This is a genomic window from Nocardioides caldifontis (assembly GCF_008087345.1).
Taxonomy (GTDB): Bacteria; Actinomycetota; Actinomycetes; order Propionibacteriales; family Nocardioidaceae; genus Marmoricola_A; species Marmoricola_A caldifontis.
In genome coordinates this window covers 563,023-586,801 of record NZ_ML701736.1, presented here as the reverse complement: position 1 = coordinate 586,801, position 23,779 = coordinate 563,023, and the positions used below count along the sequence as shown (strand labels likewise).

At 72.8% G+C, this 23,779-nt stretch carries 18 protein-coding genes; 12 read left to right on the top strand and 6 right to left on the bottom strand.

What is annotated here, in order from left to right:
* Nucleotides 1-20 precede the first annotated feature (20 nt).
* Together FIP57_RS05550 and FIP57_RS05545 are read right to left on the bottom strand one after the other, a co-directional pair.
* Nucleotides 21-1,640, bottom strand: coding sequence for a CHAP domain-containing protein (locus tag FIP57_RS05550; RefSeq protein WP_148572492.1), 1,620 nt, complete (start codon nucleotides 1,638-1,640; stop codon nucleotides 21-23).
* 98 nt (nucleotides 1,641-1,738) lie between these two features.
* Complete coding sequence (locus tag FIP57_RS05545) at nucleotides 1,739-2,911, bottom strand: acyl-CoA dehydrogenase family protein (protein ID WP_148572491.1); 1,173 nt, start codon at nucleotides 2,909-2,911, stop codon at nucleotides 1,739-1,741.
* Between the two features lie 86 nt (nucleotides 2,912-2,997).
* On the opposite strand from FIP57_RS05545, the gene FIP57_RS05540 reads away from it, so the two are divergent.
* The 11 genes from FIP57_RS05540 (at nucleotide 2,998) to FIP57_RS05490 (ending at nucleotide 12,790) form a co-directional block, all read left to right on the top strand.
* Nucleotides 2,998-4,410, top strand: coding sequence for an NAD-dependent malic enzyme (locus FIP57_RS05540; protein ID WP_148572490.1), 1,413 nt, complete (start codon nucleotides 2,998-3,000; stop codon nucleotides 4,408-4,410).
* Between the two features lie 192 nt (nucleotides 4,411-4,602).
* Nucleotides 4,603-5,130 carry an RsiG family protein gene (locus FIP57_RS05535; protein ID WP_203231069.1) on the top strand — a complete coding sequence of 176 codons (528 nt, stop codon included), beginning with the start codon at nucleotides 4,603-4,605 and terminating at the stop codon, nucleotides 5,128-5,130.
* Nucleotides 5,131-5,135: 5 nt separating this feature from the next.
* Nucleotides 5,136-5,855 carry a sigma-70 family RNA polymerase sigma factor gene (locus tag FIP57_RS05530; protein ID WP_148572572.1) on the top strand — a complete coding sequence of 240 codons (720 nt, stop codon included), beginning with the start codon at nucleotides 5,136-5,138 and terminating at the stop codon, nucleotides 5,853-5,855.
* A 280-nt stretch (nucleotides 5,856-6,135) separates the two neighbouring features.
* Nucleotides 6,136-7,395, top strand: coding sequence for an acyl-CoA dehydrogenase family protein (locus FIP57_RS05525; RefSeq protein ID WP_148572489.1), 1,260 nt, complete (start codon nucleotides 6,136-6,138; stop codon nucleotides 7,393-7,395).
* Complete coding sequence (locus tag FIP57_RS05520) at nucleotides 7,392-8,207, top strand: SDR family NAD(P)-dependent oxidoreductase (RefSeq protein ID WP_148572488.1); 816 nt, start codon at nucleotides 7,392-7,394, stop codon at nucleotides 8,205-8,207. The genes FIP57_RS05525 and FIP57_RS05520 overlap by 4 nt, the downstream gene beginning before the upstream one ends.
* Entirely contained in the window at nucleotides 8,204-8,956 is a 753-nt protein-coding gene (locus tag FIP57_RS05515; protein ID WP_148572487.1) for an SDR family oxidoreductase, read from the top strand. Before FIP57_RS05520 ends, FIP57_RS05515 begins: the two co-directional genes overlap by 4 nt.
* A gap of 4 nt (nucleotides 8,957-8,960) precedes the next feature.
* Entirely contained in the window at nucleotides 8,961-10,028 is a 1,068-nt protein-coding gene (locus FIP57_RS05510; protein WP_148572486.1) for a phosphotransferase family protein, read from the top strand.
* Entirely contained in the window at nucleotides 10,025-10,756 is a 732-nt protein-coding gene (locus FIP57_RS05505; protein ID WP_148572485.1) for a histidine phosphatase family protein, read from the top strand. Before FIP57_RS05510 ends, FIP57_RS05505 begins: the two co-directional genes overlap by 4 nt.
* An 82-nt stretch (nucleotides 10,757-10,838) precedes the next feature.
* Nucleotides 10,839-11,213, top strand: a complete 375-nt coding sequence (locus FIP57_RS05500) for a VOC family protein (protein ID WP_162529689.1) — start codon at nucleotides 10,839-10,841, stop codon at nucleotides 11,211-11,213.
* Between the two features lie 321 nt (nucleotides 11,214-11,534).
* Nucleotides 11,535-11,996, top strand: a complete 462-nt coding sequence (locus tag FIP57_RS05495) for a VOC family protein (protein WP_148572484.1) — start codon at nucleotides 11,535-11,537, stop codon at nucleotides 11,994-11,996.
* A gap of 182 nt (nucleotides 11,997-12,178) precedes the next feature.
* Nucleotides 12,179-12,790, top strand: a complete 612-nt coding sequence (locus FIP57_RS05490) for a class I SAM-dependent methyltransferase (RefSeq protein WP_148572483.1) — start codon at nucleotides 12,179-12,181, stop codon at nucleotides 12,788-12,790.
* Here FIP57_RS05490 and FIP57_RS05485 read toward each other — a convergent pair.
* The 4 genes from FIP57_RS05485 to FIP57_RS05470 form a co-directional block, all read right to left on the bottom strand.
* The gene (locus FIP57_RS05485; RefSeq protein WP_148572482.1) at nucleotides 12,759-15,473 is read right to left on the bottom strand and encodes a fibronectin type III domain-containing protein; all 2,715 of its coding nucleotides are present in this window, start codon (nucleotides 15,471-15,473) and stop codon (nucleotides 12,759-12,761) included. The genes FIP57_RS05490 and FIP57_RS05485 overlap by 32 nt on opposite strands.
* Nucleotides 15,474-15,585: 112 nt before the next feature.
* Nucleotides 15,586-17,337 carry an N-acetylglutaminylglutamine synthetase gene (ngg, locus tag FIP57_RS05480; protein ID WP_148572481.1) on the bottom strand — a complete coding sequence of 584 codons (1,752 nt, stop codon included), beginning with the start codon at nucleotides 17,335-17,337 and terminating at the stop codon, nucleotides 15,586-15,588.
* On the bottom strand, nucleotides 17,334-19,115 hold the full coding sequence (locus tag FIP57_RS05475) for an N-acetylglutaminylglutamine amidotransferase (protein ID WP_148572480.1): 1,782 nt from the start codon (nucleotides 19,113-19,115) through the stop codon (nucleotides 17,334-17,336). The genes ngg and FIP57_RS05475 overlap by 4 nt, the downstream gene beginning before the upstream one ends.
* 116 nt (nucleotides 19,116-19,231) lie before the next feature.
* Nucleotides 19,232-22,231, bottom strand: a complete 3,000-nt coding sequence (locus tag FIP57_RS05470; protein ID WP_148572479.1) for a response regulator — start codon at nucleotides 22,229-22,231, stop codon at nucleotides 19,232-19,234.
* Nucleotides 22,232-22,360: 129 nt separating this feature from the next.
* Between FIP57_RS05470 and FIP57_RS05465 the strand changes: the two genes are divergently transcribed.
* Nucleotides 22,361-23,746, top strand: coding sequence for an MFS transporter (locus tag FIP57_RS05465; RefSeq protein WP_148572478.1), 1,386 nt, complete (start codon nucleotides 22,361-22,363; stop codon nucleotides 23,744-23,746).
* Nucleotides 23,747-23,779 lie beyond the last annotated feature (33 nt).

The following is a 23,779-nucleotide window of genomic DNA, read 5'->3' as shown; positions in this document are numbered from 1 at the left end:
GCGGACGGTGGCCTGCCGGCTCAGCGGACGGTGAGCTGGTGGCGCACCACCGTGCGCCGCACGTCGCGGCCGCCGGTGTAGACGATGCGGTACGTCCGGGTGCCCGGGGCGAGCCCGGTCAGCTGGAGCACGACCTTGCCCGTGGCGGCGCGCGCCTTGCCGAGCACCTTGCCGCCGCTGACGACCCGCACCCGGCCCGGGAGCGTGGTGACGCCGGCGGCGGTGACGCTGACCGTGAGCCCCAGCGTCCGCTTGCCGGGAGCCGCGGCGACGCCGACGGTCGGGACGGCCTTGACCGGTCGGCCGGTCGACGCCTCGACGGTCGTCTCCTTGTAGCCCGGGCGGCTCCACACGAGCCGGACGGTCAGCGGCTGTCCGAGGTCGGCCGCGGTGACGGCATACTTCGTGGCGGTGGCACCCGCGACCGGGGTGGTGCCGCGGAGCCAGACGACCTTCGGGGCGCTCGCGCCGGGCACCGTGCCGGGGGTGACGGTCAGCGTCTCGCCGGGGGTCGGCTTGCCGTCGCCGTCGCTGTCGGCCAGCGCCGGGGGAGCGACGGCGAGCGTGCCGGGCTGGACGGCGCCGGTCGGCCGCGAGGTGGCGGTGACCGGCTCGAACCCGTCCTTGCGCGCGGTGACCTGGACGGTGACCGTCTTGCCGAGGTGCTCGGGGCGCGGTGCGAAGGTCGAGGCCTGGGCGCCGGGCACGGCGACCCCGCCGACCAGCCACTGGTAGGAGTGCGAGGCGGGCACCGGGTCCCACGTCCCGGTGGTGGCGGTGAGCGTGCCGCCGACGACGGCGTCGCCGGTCACCGACGGCACCGCGGTCGGCACGAGCGCGGCCTCGCCCACGACCGCGGTACGCCGGGACATCACCGTCGCTGTCGGGTAACCCGACCGGGTCGCGGTGACGACGACGCGGACCCGCTTGCCGAGGTCGGCGGGGCGGACCTGGTAGGTCGACGAGGTGGCTCCCTTGACGTCCTTGCCGGCGACGCGCCACTGCAGGGAGGTGGTCACGTCCGCCGGGCTCCACGTGCCCGCGGTGGCGGTGAGCGTGGCGCCGACGCGGGCCGCGCCCTTCACCTTCGGGATCTTGGTGACGGTCGTCTTCTTGTCGTTGAAGTGGATGAAGCCGCTCGGCCACCCCTTGGAGCCGCGGGTGATCCGGGCCCAGGAGAACTCGCCGCCCCAGCTGTCCTGGCTGACGATGATCTCGTCGGCCGACACGACCCGCTCGACGTACGCGACGTGGCCGGAGGAGCCCGCGGGGTAGACACCGGCGCGCCACCAGGCGACCGAGCCGACGGTGGGGGTGCTGTCGGTGATCTTCGCCATCGCGACGCCCCAGTTGGTCGCGTTGCCGCTGCCGTCCCACGGGCGGACGTTCGGCATGCCGTTCTTGACCAGCCGGTAGGCGACGTAGTTCGTGCAGTTGTGGCCGGAGTACATCCGCCAGTACATGACCCGGTTGGCCTGGGCGTAGCCGGCGTGGCCCATCCCGGCCTTCTCGCAGCCGGAGTAGGTGAGGCAGAGCCGGGTCACGGTGGCCGAGGCCGGGGCCAGCGCCGCCAGGGCTCCGGCACAGGTCAGCAGCAGGGCCGTGGCGGTCGTCAGGGCATACCGGAGGGGGGCGCGCACCCTGTGAGGTTAGGGGAGCGTGTCGCCTCGTGTGACTGGGTTGAACAAAAAAGTCAACTCGACACGCCGAACAAAACGGGCGAGTCTACGCGACTCGGTCACGCGGGGTCGGCCTCGATCCGGGCGCTGGTCCCCTTGTCGAGGGCCCGGCCGATGACCATCCGCTGGATCTGGTTGGTGCCCTCGAAGATCTGCATGACCTTCGCCTCGCGCATGAACCGCTCGACCGGGAAGTCGCGGGTGTAGCCGTAGCCGCCGAGCACCTGGACCGCGTCGGTGGTCACCTTCATCGCGTTGTCGGTGCACACCAGCTTGGCGACCGACGCCTCCGTGGCGAAGGGCAGTCCGCGGTCGCGGAGCCGGGCCGCGGCCAGGTACGTCGCCCGGGCCGACTGCACCGCCGCCTCCATGTCGGCGAGCACGAACGCCAGCCCCTGGTGGTCGATGATCCGGCGGCCGAACGTCTCCCGGTCCTTGGCGTAGGCGACCGCGTGGTCGAGCGCCGCCTGGGCGAGCCCGGTGGCCACCGCGGCGATCCCGAGCCGCCCGGAGTCGAGGGCGGCCAGTGCGAGCCGCAGCCCCTGGCCCTCCGCGCCGATCCGCCGGTCGACGCCGACACGGACGCCGTCGAAGCGCATCGTCGTGGTCGACGAGCCGGTGAGCCCCATCTTCCGCTCCGGGGCGTCCGACGACAGCCCCTCGGCATCGGCCGGCACCAGGAAGCACGAGATCGCGCCGCGCTCGTCGCCGGTGCGGGCCATCACGGTGTAGAAGTCCGCCTGGCCGCCGTGGGTCGTCCACGCCTTCGCCCCGGTGAGCACGTAGCCGTCGCCGTCCCGCTCGGCGCGGGTGCGCATCGCCGCCGGGTCCGAGCCGGCGTGCGGCTCGGAGAGGCAGTAGGCGCCGAGCAGCTCACCGCCGAGCATCTCCGGGAGCCACCGCTGCCGCTGCTCCTCGGTGCCGGCGGTGAACAGCGCGAAGCACGAGAGCGCGTGCACCGAGACGCCGACCCCGACGCTCGCCCACACCGAGCCGAGCTCCTCGAGCACCTGGAGGTAGACCTCGTAGGGCTGCTCGCCGCCCCCGACCTTCTCGGGGTACGGCAGCCCGAGCAGCCCCATCCGGCCCAACGTCCGGAACGACTCCCGCGGGAACCGCTCCGTCGCCTCGGCGTCCGCGGCCGCGGGCAGCAGCTCCTTGGCGCTGACGTCCCGCACCAGCTGGAGCAGGTCGGCGGCCTCGGGGGTGGGCATCAGTCGTCGAGCGGGCACGGAACCTCCTGGGGGTCGGCCTTGCATTCTGCCCTTCCGGCACGTCCGGACTCGCGAGTAGGCCGAAGAGGGGTAAGAGTTCTGCCATGGTCACCGCCACCACCTCGTCGTACTCCATCACCATGCGGCTGCACACGAAGCCCGACCACGGCGTCGTCGGCACCGTCGCGACCGCCATCTCCGAGGCCGGAGGCATCGTGATGGCCGTCGACGTCGCCGAGTCCAGCCACGAGCGGATCGTCGTCGACGTCACCTGCTCGGCCGGCGACGCCGACCACGCCCAGCAGCTCCAGGTTGCCGTCGACGCACTCGAGGGCGTCACCGTCCACAAGGTCAGCGACCGCACCTTCCTGCTGCACATCGGTGGCAAGATCGAGGTGGCCCCGAAGGTCCCGCTCCGCAACCGTGACGACCTGTCGATGGCGTACACGCCCGGGGTGGGTCGGGTGAGCAAGGCGCTGGCCGAGAACCCCGACGACGTGCGCCGGCTCACGATCAAGGGCAACTCGGTGGCGGTCGTGACCGATGGCTCCGCGGTGCTCGGCCTCGGCAACATCGGTCCGGGCGCGGCGCTCCCGGTGATGGAGGGCAAGGCGCTGCTCTTCAAGCGGTTCGCCGACATCGACGCGTGGCCGATCTGCCTGGCCACCCAGGACACCGACGAGATCGTGCGGGCGGTCGAGCTCATCGCGCCCGGGTTCGGCGGGATCAACCTCGAGGACATCGCCGCGCCGCGGTGCTTCGAGATCGAGCGGCGGCTGCGGGAGAGCCTCGACATCCCGGTGTTCCACGACGACCAGCACGGCACCGCGATCGTGGTGACGGCGGCGCTGCGCAACGGGTTGCGGGTGGTCGGCAAGCAGCTCTCGGACGTCCGCGTGGTGGTCGCGGGCGCGGGGGCCGCGGGCACCGCGATCGTCACCCTGCTGCTCGCCTCGGGCGTCGAGGACGTCGTCGTCTGGGACCGCGAGGGGCTGCTGTCCCGCGACGACGAGGAGCTGCCGGCCGCCAAGGCGGAGCTGGCCGGCGTCACCAACCCGCGCCAGGTGCGCGGGACGCTGCGCGACGGGCTCCGCGGTGCCGACGTGTTCATCGGGGTGAGCGGCCCCGGCGTCCTCGAGCCGGAGTGGATCAAGGACATGGCCGAGGACCCGGTGGTCTTCGCGCTCGCCAACCCCGACCCGGAGGTCGACCCGCGCGAGGCGGAGAGGTACGCCGCGGTGGTGGCCAGCGGCCGCTCGGACTACCCGAACCAGATCAACAACGTGCTGGCGTTCCCCGGCGTGTTCCGCGGGCTGCTGGACGCCCGCGCGACCGAGGTCGACGTCGAGATGCTCCTCCGTGCGGCCGAGGCGCTGGCGGCCGTCGTGAAGCCGGAGGAGCTCAACCCCAACTTCGTGATCCCGACCGTGTTCCACCCCGACGTCCCCGGTGCGGTGGCGGCCGCGATCAGCGGGCAGGGCGGCCCCCGGGCGACCGCCGGGGCCCAGCCGACCTGAGCCGTCGGCCGCTCGCGACCGGACCGGACCGGACCGCAAGCATCCGAGGGCCTTCGGAAGGTGCCGGACGCCGTCAGGTGGGTAGTGCTTCCGGCGTGCGGCCACCCGGCTGCGCCTCGGCACCCTGCCGAGCCATGACTGATTTGTGGTTGTATGAGCTGGGTCACGAGGCAACACCGTGAGGGGGAGCGGATGATCAGCGCGGGCAAGGTCCCGGAACCACGGGCGATGGCGGACGTGCAGGTACCGCAACCGAGGGCGCTCGACGAGCTGACCCTCGGCGAGCTGAGGAGCTACCGCGCCGCTCTGCGCGCCGAGGAGGACCGGGTCTCCTACTGGCGGCGGCTCACCCATGGCCGCATGGACGTGCTCACGTTGCAGGCCCGCCCGGGCCGGACGCTCACCCAGAAGGAGCTGGTCCGCGCGCTCGCCGACACCGGCAGCGGCGGCCGGCGCACCGGGCTCATGCGGATCGCCGCCGAGACCGCGCTCCCGCAGCTGCCCGAGGTCGACGAGATCTGGTCGACCCACGTCGACCCCGGCGACACCGAGGCGGTCGAAGCGCTGCTCGAGCGGCTGAAGGAGGCCGAGCGGCGGCTCACCGAGTACCGCTCCGCCCTCCACCGCCGCATCGACGAGGCGACCGCGAAGCTCGTCGAGCGCTACCGCGAGAACCCCTCCCAGGCCCTGATGCTGCTGGACAGGACGGTCCGCAAGTGAACGACATGGACGAGGTCTGGCTCCGGTTCCGCGAGACGAACGACGACGAGCTGCGCAACGACCTCGTCGTCCACTACTCGCCGCTGGTGAAGTTCGTCGTCGGCCGGTTCCGGGCGCAGCTCCCCGACCACGTGGACCAGCACGACCTCACCTCCGAGGGCGTCATCGGGCTGATCAACGCGGTGGAGCGGTTCGAGCCCGGACGCGGGCTGCAGTTCTCGACGTACGCCGTTCCGCGGATCCTCGGCGCGATCAAGGACAGCCTCCGCAGCTCCGACTGGGTGCCGCGCTCGGTCCGGGACGACCTGAAGAAGGCCGAGCGGGCGCGCGCCGAGCTCGAGGACGAGGTGGGGCGCCCGCCCACCGACGCCGAGGTCGCCGAGCGGCTCGGGACCACCGTCAAGGAGCTGCGCGCGCTGGAGGACAACCGGACCTCCTCACGGGTGCGGAGCCTCGACGAGGTCACCTGGGAGCCCGAGGGGCTCGCGCCGGCCGGCGGTGGAGGCGAGGAGCTGGACGAGGACCTCGAGGAGGTCTCCGAGCTGGCCGTGGAGGCGATCCGACGGCTGCCCGAGCGCGACCAGGTGGTGCTGTCGCTGTACTACTTCGAGCAGCTCAGCCTCGGCGAGATCGGCCAGGTGCTCGGGGTCTCGGAGTCCCGGGTCAGCCAGCTGAAGAGCCGCGCCACCCGGGGGCTGCGCGACCTGCTGGCCGAGGCCGTCTGAGCCCCGGGCCCGTCCGGCCCGTCAGGGCCGGCGCGAAAAAGGCGAGAGCCCCCGGAGGGGGTCCGGGGGCTGCCTGTCCGGGGCCGGAGGGGGCCGGCACCGGGGGCGGCTGGCCTTGGGGGTGAGCCTCGCCGCGGTGACCACGTGGGGGTTCCGGGCGCCTCGGGGAAAGCGCTGCCGTGAGCGGTCACCTTGTTCATCGGCCGGGGCGACACCCCGCTTGATAGCCCGTCCGAGCCATCTCTGCATGACCCGGACGGGGTGACCTAGGGTCCTGCCCATGGACTTCGAGCCGTCAGCGCGCGCCGCCGAGCTCAGCGCCCGGGTGCGCGCCTTCGTCGAGACGGAGGTCGAGCCGGTCGAGGCCGAGCTCCACCGGGAGCTGCGCCGGCTCCGGGAGACCGGGGGCGACCCCTGGGCCCCGCAGCCCGCCGTCAAGGAGCTCCAGGCCAAGGCGCGGAGCCAGGGGCTGTGGAACCTCTTCCTGCCTGCCGGCCACGAGGGCCCCTATGCCGAGCGCTACGGCACCGACGGCGGGGCAGGGCTCTCCAACGTCGACTACGCGCCGGTGGCCGAGGAGATGGGCAGGTCGTTCCTCGCGCCGCTGGTCCTCAACTGCAATGCGCCCGACACCGGGAACATGGAGGTGCTGCTGAGGTACGGCACCCAGGAGCAGCGCGACCAGTGGCTCGACCCCCTGCTCGACGGCCGGATCCGCAGCGCCTTCTGCATGACCGAGCCCGACGTCGCCTCCTCCGACGCCACGAACATGGAGCTCACCGCGGCCGTGGACGGGGACGAGATCGTCGTCAACGGGCGCAAGTGGTTCTCCTCCGGCGTCGGCAACCCCGAGTGCGCGCTGCTCATCGTCATGGGGCTGACCGACCCCGAGGCGGACCGGCACCACCGCCACTCGATGGTGCTGGTGCCCCGTGACGCCCCTGGGGTCGAGGTGGTGCGGATGCTGCCGACGATGGGGTTCTACGACGAGCCGATCGGCCACGGCGAGGTCACCTTCACCGACGTCCGGGTCCCGCTCTCCAGCTTCGTCTCCGGGCCCGGGGAGGCGTTCGCGATCGCCCAGGGACGGCTCGGCCCCGGACGGGTCCACCACTGCATGCGGCTGATCGGGCTCGCCGAGAAGGCGCTCGAGCTCGCCTGCCGGCGCGGGGTCTCACGCACGGCGTTCGGCAAGCCGCTGGTCAACCTGGGGGGCAACCGCGAGCGGATCGCCAAGGCCCGGATCGCGATCGACTCCACCCGGCTGTTGGTGCTGAACGCCGCCTGGAAGCTCGACGTCGGCGGCCCCCTCGACGCCCTGTCCGAGGTGAGCCAGATCAAGGCCGCCGCGCCGGCCATGGCGCAGGAGGTCATCGACTTCGCGATGCAGCTCCACGGTGGCGGCGGGATGACCGACGACTTCCCGCTGGCCGGGGCGTGGGCCAACGCCCGCGCGCTCCGGCTCGCCGACGGGCCCGACGAGGTGCACCTCGGGATGGTCGCCCGGCTCGAGCTCGGCAAGCACGGGGTGGCGCGATGAGCCGCCGGGTCCTCGTCACCGGGGGCGCGTCGGGGCTCGGTGCTGCCCTCGTCACGGCTTTCGTGGCCCGGGGGGACCGGGTGCTGGTGACGGACGTCCGCGAGGACGCCTCCGTGCCGGACGGCGCGTCGTACCTCCGGCTGGACGTGACCTCCGAGGCCGACTGGGAGGCCGCGCGCGCCCACGTCGAGGAGCAGTGGGGCGGCCTCGACGTGCTGGTGAACAACGCCGGCATCGCGTCCGGCGGCCGGATCGACGTCGCGACGCTCGAGGAGTGGCGGCGCGTCATCGACATCAACCTGCTGGGGGTGGTCCGCGGCTGCCGCACCTTCACCCCGGTGATGAAGCGGCAGCGGAGCGGCCACCTCGTGAACACCGCCTCGCTCGCCGGGCTCGTGCACCCGCCCGGCATGGCGTCGTACAACGCGGTGAAGGCGGGGGTCGTGGCGCTCAGCGAGACGTTGCAGTTCGAGCTGGCGCCGTACGGCATCACCACCTCGGTGGTCTGCCCGTCGTTCTTCCGGACCAACCTCGGCGCCTCGCTCAGCGGCAGCGACACGGTGCTCCAGTCGATCGCCCGACGGCTGATCGACCGGTCGGGGACGACCGCCGAGCAGATCGCCGCGGAGGTCGTGCGCGGCGTCGACGCCGGCCGCCCCGTCATCCTCACCGACCGCCCGGGCCGCCGCGCGGTGCTCGCCAAGCGGTTCGCGCGGCCGGTGTACGAACGTGAGCAGCACGGGTTCGCCCGGCGCATCAAGGAGGCGGCCGAGGGCGCCGCCGACCGATCGACCACGAAGGACGGGGCATGAGCAGCAAGGGGACGATCCTCATCACCGGCGCGAGCTCCGGCCTGGGCGAGGAGATGGCACGGCAGTTCGCCGCGCTCGGCTACGACCTCGCCCTCTGCGCGCGGCGCACCGACCGGCTCGAGCTGCTCGCCAAGGGGATCGGCGCCGCGCACCCGGACCGGACGGTGGCGCTCCGCGCGCTCGACGTCACCGACGACACTGCGGTGTTCCGGGTGTTCCGTGAGCTGGCCGCCGAGCTCGGCACGATCGACCGGGTCGTGGTCAACGCCGGGCTCGGCAAGGGCGCTCCTCTCGGCACCGGCCGCTACGACGCCAACAAGCAGACCGCGATGACCAACTTCATCGGTGCGCTGGCCCAGTCCGAGGCCGCCATGGAGCTCTTCCGCGAGCAGGGCCACGGCCACCTCGTGATGGTCTCCTCGATGTCGGCGCTGCGCGGGATGCGCAAGTCGATGACGACGTACGCCGCGACCAAGGCGGGCGTGGCCTCGCTCGCCGAGGGGCTGCGCAGCGAGCGGGTGAAGGGGGTCGACGTGTCGGTCGTCTACCCGGGGTACATCCGCTCGGAGATGAACGAGCACGTCCAGCAGCGGACCAAGTTCATGGTCGACACCGAGACCGGCGTGCGCGCGATGGTCGAGGCGATCGAGAAGCGGAAGCCGAAGGCCTTCGTGCCCGCCTGGCCGTGGGTGCCGATCTCGGTGCTCATGCGGACGCTGCCGCTGTCGGTCGTCCGCAAGCTCAGCTGAGCCCGTGGTGGAGGGATCGGTCGCCGGGGCGCGGCCCGTCAGGCACGAGGACGCCTTCGACGTCGAGGCGGTCGCGACCTGGCTCGCCGCGCGGGCCGGGGTCGACGGCACGCCGGAGGTGCGGCAGTTCTCGGGCGGCGCCTCGAACCTGACCTACCTGCTGCGCTACCCCGACCAGGACCTGATCCTGCGCCGCCCGCCGGCGGGGCAGAAGGCGAAGGGCGCCCACGACGTCGCGCGCGAGTTCCGGATCCAGTCGCAGCTCGGGCCGGTCTTCCCGCACGTGCCGCGGATGGTCGCGCTCTGCGAGGACGAGTCGGTGATCGGCTCGCCGTTCTACGTGATGGAGCGGCTGGTCGGCCACATCCCGCGCAAGGAGCTCGGGCTGGCGCTCTCACCCGAGGAGGTGCGACGGCTGTGCACCAACGCGGTGGACCTGCTCGTCGAGCTCCACTCGATCGACGTCGAGGCGGCAGGGCTCGCGTCGCTCGGCAAGGGTGAGGGGTACGTCGCCCGCCAGGTCGCCGGGTGGTCGACGCGCTACCGCAAGGCCCGCACCCGCAACGTGGGCTCCTGCGAGAAGGTGATGCGCTGGCTGGACGAGCACCAGCCGGCCGACGTGCGTAGCTGCCTGATCCACAACGACTTCCGCCTCGACAACCTCGTGCTCTCGCCCGACGACCCGACGCGTCCGATCGGGTTGCTGGACTGGGAGATGGCGACCGTCGGCGACCCGCTGATGGATCTCGGCGGGGCACTCGCCTACTGGGTGCAGGCCGACGACAGCCGGTGGTTCCGGATGTTCCGCCGGCAGCCCACCCACGCGCCGGGAATGATGACCCGGCGTGAGGTGGTCGACCACTACTGCGCGCGCACCGGGCTCGTCCTCACCGACCGGGAGTGGGCATTCTACGAGGTGTTCGGGCTGTTCCGGCTCGCGGTGATCTGCCAGCAGATCTACTACCGCTACCACCACAAGCAGACCACCAACCCGGCGTTCCGCCACTTCGGCATCGCGGTCGTGATGCTCGAGCTGCGGTGCCGCCGGCTGATCCGGAAGGCGGAACGGTGAGCGTCCTTCTCCTGGTGCGCCACGGCCAGGCGTCCTTCGGCGCGAAGAACTACGACGCGCTGTCCGAGGTCGGCCACGAGCAGTCCCGCGTCCTGGGCGCTGCGCTGCGGGAGCGCGGCGTGGTGCCGGACCTCGTCGTGCGCGGAGGCATGCGTCGTCACGAGGAGACCGCGGCCGGACTGGTCGAAGGGCTCGGCGCCGAAATTTCTTGTGAGGTCGACAAGGGCTGGGACGAGTTCGACTTCGAGCACGTCGTGGAGGTGCACAAGCCGCTCTACCGCAACACCGCGCTGATGATCGCGGACCTCGCGCGGACGCTCCGCCCCAAGCAGGCCTTCCAGGAGGTGTTCGAGGAGGCGACCCGGCGCTGGACGTCGGGGGAGTGGGACGACGAGTACGACGAGTCGTTCCCGGCCTTCCAGGAGCGCGTCGTCGCCGCCCTCGAGCGGGCCCGCGAGCTGCTCGCCCTGCACCGCACCGTCGCGGTCGTGAGCTCCGGTGGCCCGATCGCGATGGCCGTGACGACGCTCCTCGGCGCGGAGGCGGCCGGGTTGGGTGGCGGCGCCACGTCCACCGCCCACGTCGCCGCGACGTTCGGGGCCCTCAACCGGGTCGCCGTGAACACGGCGGTCACGAAGGTCCTCAGCGGACGACGAGGGCTGACCCTGTCGACGTACAACGAGCACGCTCACCTCGAAGGTGACCGGCGGCCGCTCACCTACCGCTGAGCTCCGTCCGGTGGCGGACGACCTCCTGGTCCGTCGAGCCGCCCCTTGTGGCGCGCGGCCCCCTGCGGCGTACCGTGCCGGGATGCATCGCAGCCGACTGCACGTGGTCCTCCTCGACTCTCCCGCGCAGGTCTCGGACGCCGAGGTGTCCTTCTGGGCCGGCGCGCTCGGTAGCACACCGGAGGTCGAGGAGGGGACGCCGTTCACCGTCGTCGCTCCGCTGGGTTCCGGGATGGTGCTGGCGCACCAGCGGCTCGGGAGCGGGGCCTCTCGGGTCCACCTCGACATCGAGACCGACGACACCGAGGCCGAGGTGGAGCGGCTGGAGGCGCTCGGAGCGGAACGCGTCGGTGAGTACGACGGGTGCGTGCACCTGCGGGACCCGGCGGGGCTGCTGTTCTGCGTCGTCCCCGTGCAGAGCGAGGACTTCGCCGAGCACGCGACGGTATGGGGCTAGCGGGGGGACCGTCCGTGGCGGGGGGACCCGACCACGGCGGCGGCCGCTCGGCGTCGTGCGCGGTGGACGATCCGCTCGATCCCCGCGCCCACGTGGGGAAGGGCGCGAGCGGCGGCCATGTCGGTGGCGGTGATCATCGGGGCTCCTGACGTTGCGGCACCTGCCCATCGTCCGCCTCGGTCGGCGAGCGCGGATCGGACGATTTCCCTATCTCGCGCCCTCCGGTGCCTCAGATCGGCGACTTCGCAGGAGGTAGCGGACCGGAGCTGTCCGCATCGGGTGTGAGGGTGGTGCCGTCCCACCGGAGCAGGAGGAGCGAGCATGAGCCGTCAGGTCCAGATCACCTTCGACGCGCACGACCCCCGGGCGCTGTCCACCTTCTGGCGCGACGTGCTGGGGTACGTGCACCCCGCGCCACCGGGCGTCCAGCTGGCCGAAGGGGCCGACCCGCTCGCCGCGTGGGACGGGTTCCTCGAGCGCATCGGTGTGCCCCCCGAGCACCGGAACGCACGGTCGGCTGTCGAGGACCCGGCCGGTCAAGGCCCGCGGTTGTTCTTCCAGCAGGTGCCGGAGGAGAAGGTCACCAAGAACCGGGTCCACCTCGACGTACGAGCCGCACCGGGGCTGCAGGGCGAGGAGCGGATGGCCGCGCTCGAGGCCGAGGCCGACCGGCTCGTCGCGCTCGGGGCGAAGCGGCTGCAGCGACACGAGCCGGCGCCACCGCTCGAGGCGGGCCATCTGATCATGGCCGACCCGGAGGGCAACGAGTTCTGCCTGGACTGAGCTGTCGAGCCGCCCTTCGTGGCGAGCGGCGGCGTCGTACGGCGTGGGCCTCATCCTGTGCAGTTGGGTCCTCGATCGGCCCGCGAAGAGCCCATCTGCACGGGACAAGCGCCCGACCGCGCGCCACGAGGGGCGGTTCAACACCCACCAGGGCCGAGGAAGGGGAGGATCGGCGGGTGGGCGTGGAGCGGACAGGACGGGCGGCTCGGTCGGTGTGGGCGGCGTACAACGACGCCCAGGCCGGGAGGGCGCCGCGGCCGCTGGCGGTGCGGGTGCTCGAGCTGGCGGGTCCGGGGAAGCGGAGGCGGGCGGTCGACCTCGGCTGCGGGAGCGGGGTGGAGACCCGGGCGATGGTCGCGGCCGGATGGCGGGTGACGGCTGTCGACGCGGACCCGACGATGCCGGGCCACCTCCGGGACCTGGTCCGGGGTGGGCTGGTGAAGACCGTCGTGGAAGACCTCCGCACGGTGCGGCTGCCGCCCGCGGCGCTGGTGCACAGCAGCTACGCGCTGCCGTTCGTGCCCCCGGGCGACTTCCCGGCGGTGTGGCGTCGGGTGCGGGGCTGCCTGCTCCCCGGGGGCTGGCTGGCGGTCACGTTGTTCGGCGACCGGGACAGCTGGCGCGGGTCGCAGCCGCTCACCTTCCACTCACGTGCGGAGGTGGTCGCACTCGTGGACGGCATGGAGGTGCACGCGGTCGACGAGGAGGAGTGGGACGGCACCGCCTTCGGCGGGGAGCCGAAGCACTGGCACGTCCTCGAGGTCACCGCGCGGTCAGCCGGAGGTCCATGCTGAGGTCGCTGGAGCGGGTCGCGTCCTGGTGGACCTCGATCGCGATCACGTTGGTGCCCGCCACCAGGACCGACGCCGGCACGGTGAACGACACGTAGCGGTTCTCCGCGTTGCCCGAGATGTTGCTCGAGGCCAGCGTCGAGTAGGTGACCGGTCCGCTCGGCATGTTCGTCCGCTGCACCTCGGCGCCGTTGACGTAGACCACGGCGCCGTCGTCGCGCAGCAGCTCGAAGGCGAGCGTGGTGTACGCCGACGGGTCGGGCACCGTCACCTCGCGGCGGAAGTAGAACGTCGTCGCGCCGCGGGTCATCGTCGTCGCCTCGTCACCGTCGCCGAACCCGAGCTGGCTGGGGCCGCTCGCCCACGTCGAGTCGTTGAACGACGGGAGCTGCCAGCCGTTGGGGGCGGCGCTCGCCGTGGAGCGGTGGCGCCAGGTGGCCCCGGTCGTGGACAGCTGCAGCGGCCCGGTCGTCGACGGCACCACCACGGTGAGCGTGGCGCTCGGCGCCGACGCGTTGCCGGCCGCGTCGACCGCGGTCACCGTGTAGCCGTGGGTGGCGCCCGCGGTGCGGCCGGTGTCGGTCCAGGAGGTGCCGGTGACCGTCGCGACGAGCGCGCCGTCGCGGCGGACCTGGTAGCCGGTCACGCCGACGTCGTCCGTCGAGGCGTTCCAGGCGAGCGCGACCGAGCTGCTCGTCACCGAGGTGGTGCGGAGGTTCCCGGGCTGCGACGGGGGCGTGGTGTCCTGCGTCGGCTCCCCGAACGTCGGGACCAGCTCGAGGTCGAAGCTCACGTCGTCGGAGCCGCTCCGGTTGTGCACCTCGACGGCCAGCGTGTTGGTCCCGTCGACGAGAGCGGCCGCGGAGATCGCCTGCTCGACGAAGGTGGACTCGGCCGCGCCCGCCACGTCGCTGGCGGCCGGGGTCTGGTAGCCGATCGTGCCGGTCGGCATGTTGGAGCGCCACACCTCGGTGCCGTTGAGGTGGACGACCGCGCCGTCGTCGCGGAGCAGCCGCGCCGTCAGGGAGGAGACCGCGTCGGCGTCGGCGACCGTGAACTGGGTCCGGAAGTAGTGCGTGAGCCCGAGCGGGCTGATCACCGTGGTCTCGTCGGAGTCGCCGAAGCCGAGCTGCGCGTTGCCGACCGACCAGCTCGCGTCGTTGAACCCGGGCGCCCGCCACGCCGTGCCCTGGTTGGAGCCGTTGGAGAGGTAGCGCCAGGAGTCGCCGGCGTCGACGAAGTTCTGCGACGGAGGCCGCGTCGTGACGGTGAGCGCGGCGCTCAGCGGGGACTCGTTCCCGGCCCCGTCGACCGCGCGCACCCGGTAGGCGTAGGCGGTCGCCGGCTGGAGCGGGCGGTCGGTGTGGTTGGTGACGCCGGTCTCGGCGACGAGCACGTCGTCGCGGTAGATCCGGTAGCCGCTGACCACGACGTCGTCGGTGGACGCGTTCCAGCTCAGGCTGACGAGGTCGTCGGAGACGCTGGTCATCCGGAGCCCGCCGGGCGTCGATGGCGGAGTCGTGTCGGTGGTCCCGCCGACCTCCGGGAACTCGGCGTACCGCTGCTTGGCGGTGCTGTTGCCGATGCGGGTGAACTCGCCGCCGATCCGGAGCACCCCCGGCTCGGCGAGGATGTCGAAGACCATCAGGTTGCCGAAGACGCGGGGGGCGAACTCGAGCACGCCGCCGGTCGTGGAGCTGAGTGCCACCATGCCGACCCGCTCCTGCTGACCGAAGAGCGGGTTGAAGTGGCCGCCGGCGTAGACCGTGCCGCCCTCGAGCGCGATCGCCTGCACGTCACCGTCGCCGTACGCCGCCCACCGGCGGACCGCCGTCGTGGTGTCCCAGGCGACGACCCGGCCGCCGGGACCGCCGACGGCGGCGTAGACCCGCGCGGAGTCCGCGGCGAGGTCGAAGACGTGGCAGGGGTTCTGCGTGTCGGTGCACGGGATCGGGGGGCGCCAGCTCGTCGCGGCACCGTTCGCCGCGTCGAAGGCGCCGATGTAGTCGCGGGGCTGCCCGGACAGGGTGCGGAACTGGCCACCGGCGAAGACCCGGGATCCGTCCGTCGATGCCTGGAGGCTGGTGACGACCGCGTCCGCGGAGCCGGACCACGGCGTCACCAGCGCGCCGTCGGTCGCGGAGACCGCGGCGACCCGGGTGCGGGCCGCACCGCCGACCGTGGTGAACGCGCCGGCGACGAAGAGCCGGTCGCCGACCCGCTCGATCGCGCGGACGGCCCCGTTGGCGTTGGCGGTGAACCCGGTGACGACCGCGCCGGTGGAGGCGTCGAGCAGCGCCAGCCGCTGGCGGGTCTGGCCGCCGATCGTGGTGAAGGCCCCGCCGACGAAGAGGCCGGTGCCGCTGGCGTCGGCATGGAGGGCCCGGACCTCGCCGTTGGCGCCCGGGTTCCAGGGCAGCAGCTCACCGGTGGTCGCGTCGAAGGCGGCGAGCCGGTTGCGGGTGACGGTCGAGCCGTTGCTCGGGTGGCGCAGCGCGGTGAACGTGCCGCCGATGAAGACCGTGCCGCCGACCCGCTCGATGGCGTAGACGCGGCCGCTGGTCGGCGACCACGTCGTCGTGCGTGGGGCCATGGCGTAGTCCGCGGCCGCCGGTTGGCTCAGCAGCGCGATGTTGCCGAGGGTCATCAACCCGGAGAGCAGCGCGACCACGACGGCACGCCGCACCCCACGTCCACGGGCAGCCGAACGTAGGTATCCCATCTCCACCCCCACGGTGGAGACCCTAGGCCGATCGAGGCAGGGGGAGGCAGGGCGAAGGTCGCCTTGCCGGAGGCGGTCAGTCCCGACCCGCCGACCCGTCGGCGTGCTGGGGCGCCGGTGGCCGCCAGGCCCGCGGTGGCGCCGCGAGGTTGGGGAACAGCAGGTCGATGAACCGCTCGGCGGTCGGCTGCGGCTCGTGGTTGGCCAGTCCCGGCCGCTCGTTGGCCTCGATGATCACGTAGTCGGGGCCGTCGACGTGCGGGACCAGCAGGTCGATGCCGGTGACCGGGATGCCGATGGCCCGGCTCGCCTCCACAGCCGCTTGGATCAGCGTGGGGTGCAGCTCGCTCGTCACGTCGTGCATGGTGCCGCCGGTGTGGAGGTTGGCCGTCCGGCGGACGGCGAGCGACTCGCCCTCGGGGAGCACGTCGTCGGGGGAGTACCCCGCCGCCTTCACCACCGCCATCGTGGTGTCGTCGAGCGGGATCGTCGACTCGCCCTCGGTCGCGGCCGAGGCGCGCCGGCTGGCGGCCTTGATCAGGTCGAGCACGGTGTGCCGGCCGGTGCCGACCACGGTCGCCGGACGGCGTACGGCGGCGGCGACGACCTCGTGGTCGATGACCACCACCCGGAGGTCGAGCCCGTCGACGCACTCCTCGACGAGCACGTCGGGGCAGTAGGTCTGCGCCAGGTCGAGGGCGGCGCGCAGCGACTCCTCGTCGTCGACGCCGACGGTGATGCCGCGCCCCTGCTCGCCGCGCGCCGGCTTGACGACCGCTTCACCGAGCTCGCGGACGAAGGTGAGGTCGGCGTCGTCGAACGACGCGACGCGCCCCCGGGGCACCTTCAACCCGGCCCGCTCGAGGATCCGCCGGGTGACCCGCTTGTCGTCGCAGCGGCTCATCGCCACCGCGGTGGTCAGCTCGGAGAGCGACTCGCGGGTCAGGATCGACCGGCCGCCGTGCGAGAGCCGCATCTCGCCCCACTCGGGGTCGGTGACCTCGACCGCGATGCCGCGGCGCCGCGCCTCGCGGGCCAGGATCGCGGCGTAGGGGTTGAGCTGGTCGAGACCGTCGGTGCCCGAGGAGGCGAACAGGGGCTCGTTGATCGGGTTCTTGCGCTTGACCGAGAACGCCGGGACGCGGACGAAGCCGAGCTTCTCGTAGAGCCGGATCGCGGGCTCGTTGTCGTGCAGCACCGAGAGGTCGAGGTACGCGCGGCCACGCCCGCGGTACCCGTCGGCGAGCGCCCGTACCAGCGCCTCGCCGACCCCCGGGATCGTGCAGTGCGGGGAGACCGCCAGGCACCACAGGCTCGTGCCCTGCTCGGGGTCGCCGAACGTGAGGTGGTGGTCGACCCCGGTGACGGTGCCGACGACCTCCCCCGAGGCGGGGTCCTCGGCGACCAGGTAGGTGAACCGGTCGTCCTCGAGGTTGTGCAGCATCGCCGCGGTCTGCGCCGGCACCATGCGGTTGAGCTCGTAGAGCCGGTTCACCGCCTCCGCGTCGGCGGCGCCGGACATCGGGCGGATCGTGGCCCCCGGGGGTGGCTCGCCCTCCGGCGGGGTGTCGAGCGCGAGCCGGTAGACGTAGGAGGGGTCGATGAACAGCTCGTGCGGGGCGCGGGCGACCAGCACGTGCGGGTCGCGCACGTAGACGCAGATGTCACGGCGCCCCGGTGCCTCGGCCCGGAGCACCTCCAGCATCCGGTCGTCGTCGCCGAAGGTCTGGCCGAAGATCAGCCGGCCCCAGCCGCACTCGAGCGTGACGTCACGGTGCTCCCCGGTCGACGGCGGGTCGGCCGGGAGGTGCCACTGGCTGGCGGTCATCGGATCCCGTGCGCCTGGAGCCACAGCTCGAGGACGGCGAGCTGCCACAGCTTGTTGCCGCGGAGCGGGGTCAGGCTCTCGTTGGGAGCGGCCAGCAGCGGCTCGACGTACTCGCTGCGGAACAGGCCGCGCTCGCGGGCCTCCGGGCTGTGCAGCGCGTCGCGCACGAGGTCGAGGTAGGGCCCCTCGAGGTGCTTGAGCGCCGGCACCGGGAAGTACCCCTTCGGCCGGTCGATCACGTCGGCGGGGACGACCCGGCGAGCCGCCTCCTTGAGCACCCCCTTGCCGCCGTGCGCGAGCTTGAGCTCGGGCGGGCAGCTCGCGGCGAGCTCGACGAGCTCGTGGTCGAGGAACGGCACGCGGGCCTCGAGCCCCCACGCCATCGTCATGTTGTCGACACGCTTGACCGGGTCGTCGACGAGCATGACCTCGGTGTCGAGGCGTAGGGCCCGGTCGACCGGGGTGTCGGCCTGCGGCCGGCCGAAGTGGGCGCGCACGAGCTCGAGGCTCGCGTCGTGGTCGGCGAGGTGGTCGGGGTTCACGACCTGGGCGAGCTCGGCGTGGGTGCGGTCGAAGAAGGCCTCCGCGTACGTCGACACGCCGTCGTCCGTGGCGTGCAGCAGGGGCGGATACCAGTGGTACCCGGCGAACACCTCGTCGGCGCCCTGGCCCGACTGCACGACCTTGACGTGCTTCGAGACCTCCTGCGAGAGCAGGAAGAACGCGACCGCGTCGTGGCTGACCATCGGCTCGCTCATCGCGCAGATCGCGTCGCCGAGTGCGGGCAGCATCCGGTCGGTGCCGATGCGGATCTGGTGGTGGTCGGTGCCGAAGCGTTCGGCGACGATGTCGGAGTACTTGAACTCGTCGCCCTCCTCGCCACCAGCGGCCTCGAAGCCGATGGAGAAGGTCGAGAGCCCGTGCTGCCCCGCCTCGGCGAGCAGCCCGACGATCAGGCTGGAGTCGACGCCGCCGGAGAGCAGCACGCCCACCGGCACGTCGGCGACGAGCCGCCGCTCGACCGCGGTGCGCAGCGAGGCCAGCACGGCCTCCTCCCAGTCACGCGCGTCCATCCCGGCGCGTGCCGGGTCGCGGATGTAGGAGGGCTCCCAGTACGTGTGGTCGCGCGTGGCGCCGCCGGGCTCGATGACCCGCACCGTGGCGGGTGGGAGCTTCCGGACCCCCTTCACGATCGTGTACGGCGCGGGCACGACCGCGTGGAACGTGAGGTAGTGGTGGAGCGCCACCGGGTCGATGCCGGTGTCGACGCCGCCCGCCTTCACGAGGGCGGGGAGCGAGGAGGCGAACCGGATGCAGCCGGGCGTCTCGGCGACGTAGAGCGGCTTGATGCCGAGCCGGTCACGGCCGAGCACGACGCGGCCGGTCGCGTGCTCGTTGATGATGAAGGCGAACATCCCGAGGAAGTGGTCGACGCAGTCGAGCCCCCACTCGGCGTACGACTTGAGGATCACCTCGGTGTCGCTGGTGGAGAAGAACCGGTGGCCCCTCGCCTCCAGCTCGCGGCGCAGCTCGGGGTAGTTGTAGACGCACCCGTTGAACGCGACCGTCAGCCCGAGGTCGGCGTCGACCATGGGCTGCGCGCCGCTCTCGCTGAGGTCGATGATCTTCAGCCGCCGGTGTGCGAGGGCCACAGGGCCCTGCGCCCAGACACCGGCGCCGTCCGGGCCGCGCGGACTGACCAGGTCGCCCATCCTGGCGACCGTGGCGACGTCCGCGAGGGAGCCGTCGAGCCGCATCTCACCTGCGAATCCACACATCGTCCCGGTTCCACACCCTCCGGTCGAGCCGCCGTCACGTGCTCCGAGGAGCATCCCGCCGTCTCACTACCCTGTCACACGCGCCCCACGCCTCGGAGCGTCGTGAGGTGGGTCGCTCAGGAGGAGAGGGCCCGGCCGGGGGAGGTGACCCAGCGGGTCAGGGCGACGGCGAGGTCGGCCACCTCGACCGGCTTGGAGACGTAGTCGTCCATCCCTGCGTCGAAGCAGCGCTCGCGATCGCCCTCGGTGACGCCGGCGGTCATCGCGATGACCGGCGTCCGGGGCCCGGTTCCCTCGCGAGCCCGGAGCCGGCGGGTGGCGGCGTAGCCGTCCATCTCCGGCATCTGGCAGTCCATCAGCACCGCGTCGAAGCGCGTCGCGGCGAGCGCCGCCAGTGCCTCGCGTCCGTTCTCCACCACCTGGTGGCCGTAACCGAGGTGCTCGAGCAGGCCGCAGGTCACCAGCTGGTTGATCTCGTTGTCCTCGACGACGAGCACCCGACCGAGCACTGGACCGGGCACTGGACCGGGCACCTCGGCGGCCACCTCGCCCTCGCCGGGCCCGCCCGGGACTGCGTCAGCCCGCGGGCCGCCGATGCTCGACTCGACGAGCGCCTCGCGCAGCGCGACCGCGAGCTGCGAGAGCCGCACCGGCTTGCGCAGGGCCTGCGTGATGCCGTGGCTCCGCGACTCCTCCGATGACAGGTCCGGCCCCGAGGTGAGCAGGACCATGCCCAGCCCCGTGAGCTCCGGGTCCGCCGCCACCCGGTCGGCGAGGTCGAGCCCGTCAGCGTCGGGCATGCACAGGTCGAGCACCGCGAGCCGGTACGGCGTGCCGGCGCGGGTCGAGCGGCGCAGCTCGGCCAGGGCGGACGGGACGTCGGCGACGGCCTGCGGGAGCATGCCCCACGCGCTGAGCTGGTCGAGGAGGATCAGCCGGTTGGTCTCGTTGTCGTCCACGACCAGCACGCGGACGCCGCCCAGGTCCTCGATCGGAGCGATGGTGGTCACCCGCGGGTCGAGCGCGGGCGCGAGCCGCAGGGTGAACCAGAAGGTGCTCCCGGTGCCGGGGGTGCTGGTGACGCCGACGGTGCCGCCCATCGCCTCGACGAGCTGCCGGGTGATCGCCAGGCCGAGCCCGGTGCCGCCGTACCTCCGGGTCGTGGAGGAGTCGGCCTGCGAGAACGGCGCGAAGAGCTGCTCGGCCCGCTCCGGGTCCAGCCCGATGCCGGTGTCGGTGACCTCGAAGCGGACGAGGTGGCCGTCCGCGTCGCTGTCGACGAGGTGGGCGGAGAGCACGACCTCGCCGGTCGCGGTGAATTTGACCGCGTTGGACAGCAGGTTGAGCAGCACCTGGCGGAGCCGGGACGGGTCGCCGCGCAACGCGACGGGCACCTCGGGGGAGCAGTAGGCGAGCAGCTCGAGCCCCTTGGCCGACGCGCTCTCCGCGACCACCTCGCCGGCCTCCTCGACGACCCGCTCGAGGTCGAAGTCGATCGTCTCGAGGACGAGCTTGCCGGCTTCGACCTTCGAGAAGTCGAGGATGTCGTCGATGATCGTGAGCAGCGCGCTGCCCGCGGTGCGGATGCCGTCGGCGTACCGGTGCTGGCGCTCCTCGAGCGGAGTGGTGAGCAGCAGCTCGGTGAGGCCGATGACACCGTTCATCGGGGTGCGGATCTCGTGGCTCATGTTCGCCAGGAAGGCCGACTTGGCGCGGGAGGCCTCGAGCGCGGCGTCGCGGGAGCGCTCCAGCTCCTGCTCCATCTCCTTGCGGGCGGTCACGTCGCTGACGGCCACCACGACCCCGCCCACGTCCGGGTTCTCGAGCAGGTTGGCGAACCGCGCGCTGAGCCAGCGCTCGCGTCCGTCGGTGCCGGTGGCCCGGAGCTCCGTGGTCACCACCCCGCCGGGCCGCTGCAGCACCTCGCGCAGCGATGCGGCGAGCCGTTCACGGTCCGCCGGGGTCAGCGAGGACAGGGCCTCGCCGGTGTCGCGGGCCTCGGGACGCCCCACGAGCCGAGGGAGGTGCGGGGAGTCCTGGAGCACCGCCCCGTGCTCGCCCAGCACGATGACCGCGTCGGAGCTGTTCGCCGCGAGGGCGCTCGACCGGCGCTCGCTCGCACGGAGCTCTTCGCGCAGCGCCAGCTCCGAGCGCAGGACCCGGGCCGTGCGCAGGTAGGCAAGCACCACGAGGACCGCCATGCCGGCGAGCGCCGCGTAGGAGGTCTTCTCGTCGCGCCAAGCGTCCTGCGCGACCTCCATCGCGGGCGGGACCAGCAGCGGGAGCACCGCGATGGCGACCTTGCCGTGGACGCGGAGCCGTGGGGACCTCCGGGTCCGCGACTCGCCGGGCTCCACGCGCGTCGCGCCCGCAAGCAGGAGCGCTCCGACCATCCAGCCCAGATCCAGGGCGGTGGTGATGCCGTCGGTCGCGGCCAGGAGCATGTAGCCGAGGTCGGATGCGAACCAGGCGACGGCGCCACCCGCCAGCAGGATCACGCCGCGGTCGCGCGGCCTGGTGGTCAGCACCCTCAGCGCAAGGCCGATGACGACCGCGTCGAGCACCGGGTACGCCGCCCAGACGGTCCTCACCAGGGGCGACACCGAGGTGTCGGCGACCATCTCCTCGATCGTGAGGCTCCACATGACCATGACGCTGATCGCGACCACGGTCAGCGCGTCGACGGCGGCATCGAGGCCCTCCCCGTCGCGTCTGCCTCGAGGGAGCAGGACCACGAGCGCCGCGACGACCGCCACATAGCTCGAGAGGTAGAACACGTCGGCCACGGAGACGTCCGGGTCCGCCCCGATCCGGACGAGCCAGACCCACAACGTATCGGCAAGCGCGGAGAGCATGACCCCGGCGGTCACGAGTCCAGGAACGAGGACGGGAACCGAGCGCCGTGCCGCGCGGCGGGTCCGGACGAAGGCGTACATCGTCGCGCCCCACACCGTCCCGAGGTACGCCACGTCGGCGGCCCAGCCCGTCGGCGCCGCGGCGTACGCGAGCAGCGCCGCCACGGCGAACGCGACCGCGACGATGCCCGTGAGCCGTCGGCGCGCCGGACGGGGGTCCGCCATCGGGGTCGACTTCGTGAGGGAAGGTACGAGCCTCATGTCTCCTTCTTCGGCCGCGACGTCCTCCGCCTGCAGTCCTCACCATCGTGCGCGTTCGTGCGCGCCGGCGCTGCGAAACGGCGAAGTTCCCGTGGGGCCGCCGACCCTGAAACGGGGTAGGACGCCCGCATGAGCCACCCGGACCCCCGCACACCGGTCGGCGACCGTGCCCTGACCCGGTCCGAGCGGCTCGACCGGCTGCCGTTCACCCGCGAGCACCGCCGCCTCGTGCTCGGGTCGGGGGCCGGCTGGGCGCTCGACGCCATGGATGTCGGGCTGATCAGCTTCGTGATGGCCGCGCTCGCGAAGCAGTGGGGGCTGAGCGACTCCACGCTGTCGTGGGTGGCCTCGATCGGCTTCGTCGGGATGGCCCTCGGCGCCAGCATCGGCGGGCTCCTCGCCGACCGGTTCGGCCGGCGGCAGGTTTTCGCCGTGACGCTGCTGGTCTACGGGCTGGCGACAGGAGCGGCGGCGCTCTCGTGGTCGGTGGCGGCGCTGCTCGTCTTCCGGTTCCTCATCGGGTTGGGGCTCGGCGCGGAGCTGCCGGTGGCCTCGACGCTGGTCAGCGAGTTCGCACCGGCCCGGATCCGCGGGCGGGTGGTGGTGGCGCTCGAGTCCTTCTGGGCCGTCGGCTGGGTGCTCGCCGCGCTGATCGGCTACTACGTCGTGCCGCAGTCGGACGACGGCTGGCGGTGGGCGCTGGCGATCGGCGCATTGCCGACGGTGTACGCGGTGGTGGTCCGGCTGGGGCTGCCGGAGTCGGTGCGGTTCCTCGAGGCGCGGGGGCGGCATGGAGAGGCCGAGGCCGCGGTCCGCCGGTTCGAGGCGGCGGCCGGAGAGCCACCGCCGCCGGCAGGCGCAGAACCGGAGCCACGACCCCCGCGGCCGGTGCCCGGCCCCGCGGCGCTGTGGCGGCGGGAGCACGCGCGCGCCACCGGGTCGCTGTGGCTGGTCTGGTTCGGCGTGAACTTCTCCTACTACGGCGCCTTCATCTGGATCCCGAGCCTGCTGGTCGCCTCCGGGATGGACCTGGTCCGCTCGTTCGGCTTCACGCTCGTCATCACCCTCGCCCAGCTCCCGGGGTACGCCGTCGCCGCGGTGCTCGTCGAGGTGTGGGGCCGGCGGCCGACGCTCTCGACGTTCCTCGTGGGGTCGGCGGTCGCGGCGCTCCTCTACGGCAACGCCGACTCGGAAGGGGCGATCCTCGCGGCCGGGATGGCGCTGTCGTTCTTCAACCTCGGTGCGTGGGGGGCGCTCTACGCGGTGTCGCCGGAGGTCTACCCGACCGACCTGCGGGGCACGGGCACCGGCTGGGCGGCCGGGTTCGGCCGCATCGCGTCGATCCTGGCGCCGCTCGCGGTGCCGTGGATCCTCGACGCCGGCGGGTCGAACGCGGTGCTGTTCGCGGTGTTCGCCGCGTTCTTCGCCGTCGCGGCGGCCGCGACCTGGGGGCTGCCCGAGCGGCGCGGGGAGGTGCTGGAGGAGGCGACGACCGCCACCGCTCCCGCCGTTTGACCGCCCGCCACGGGGAGAACGTGAAGCCGACCG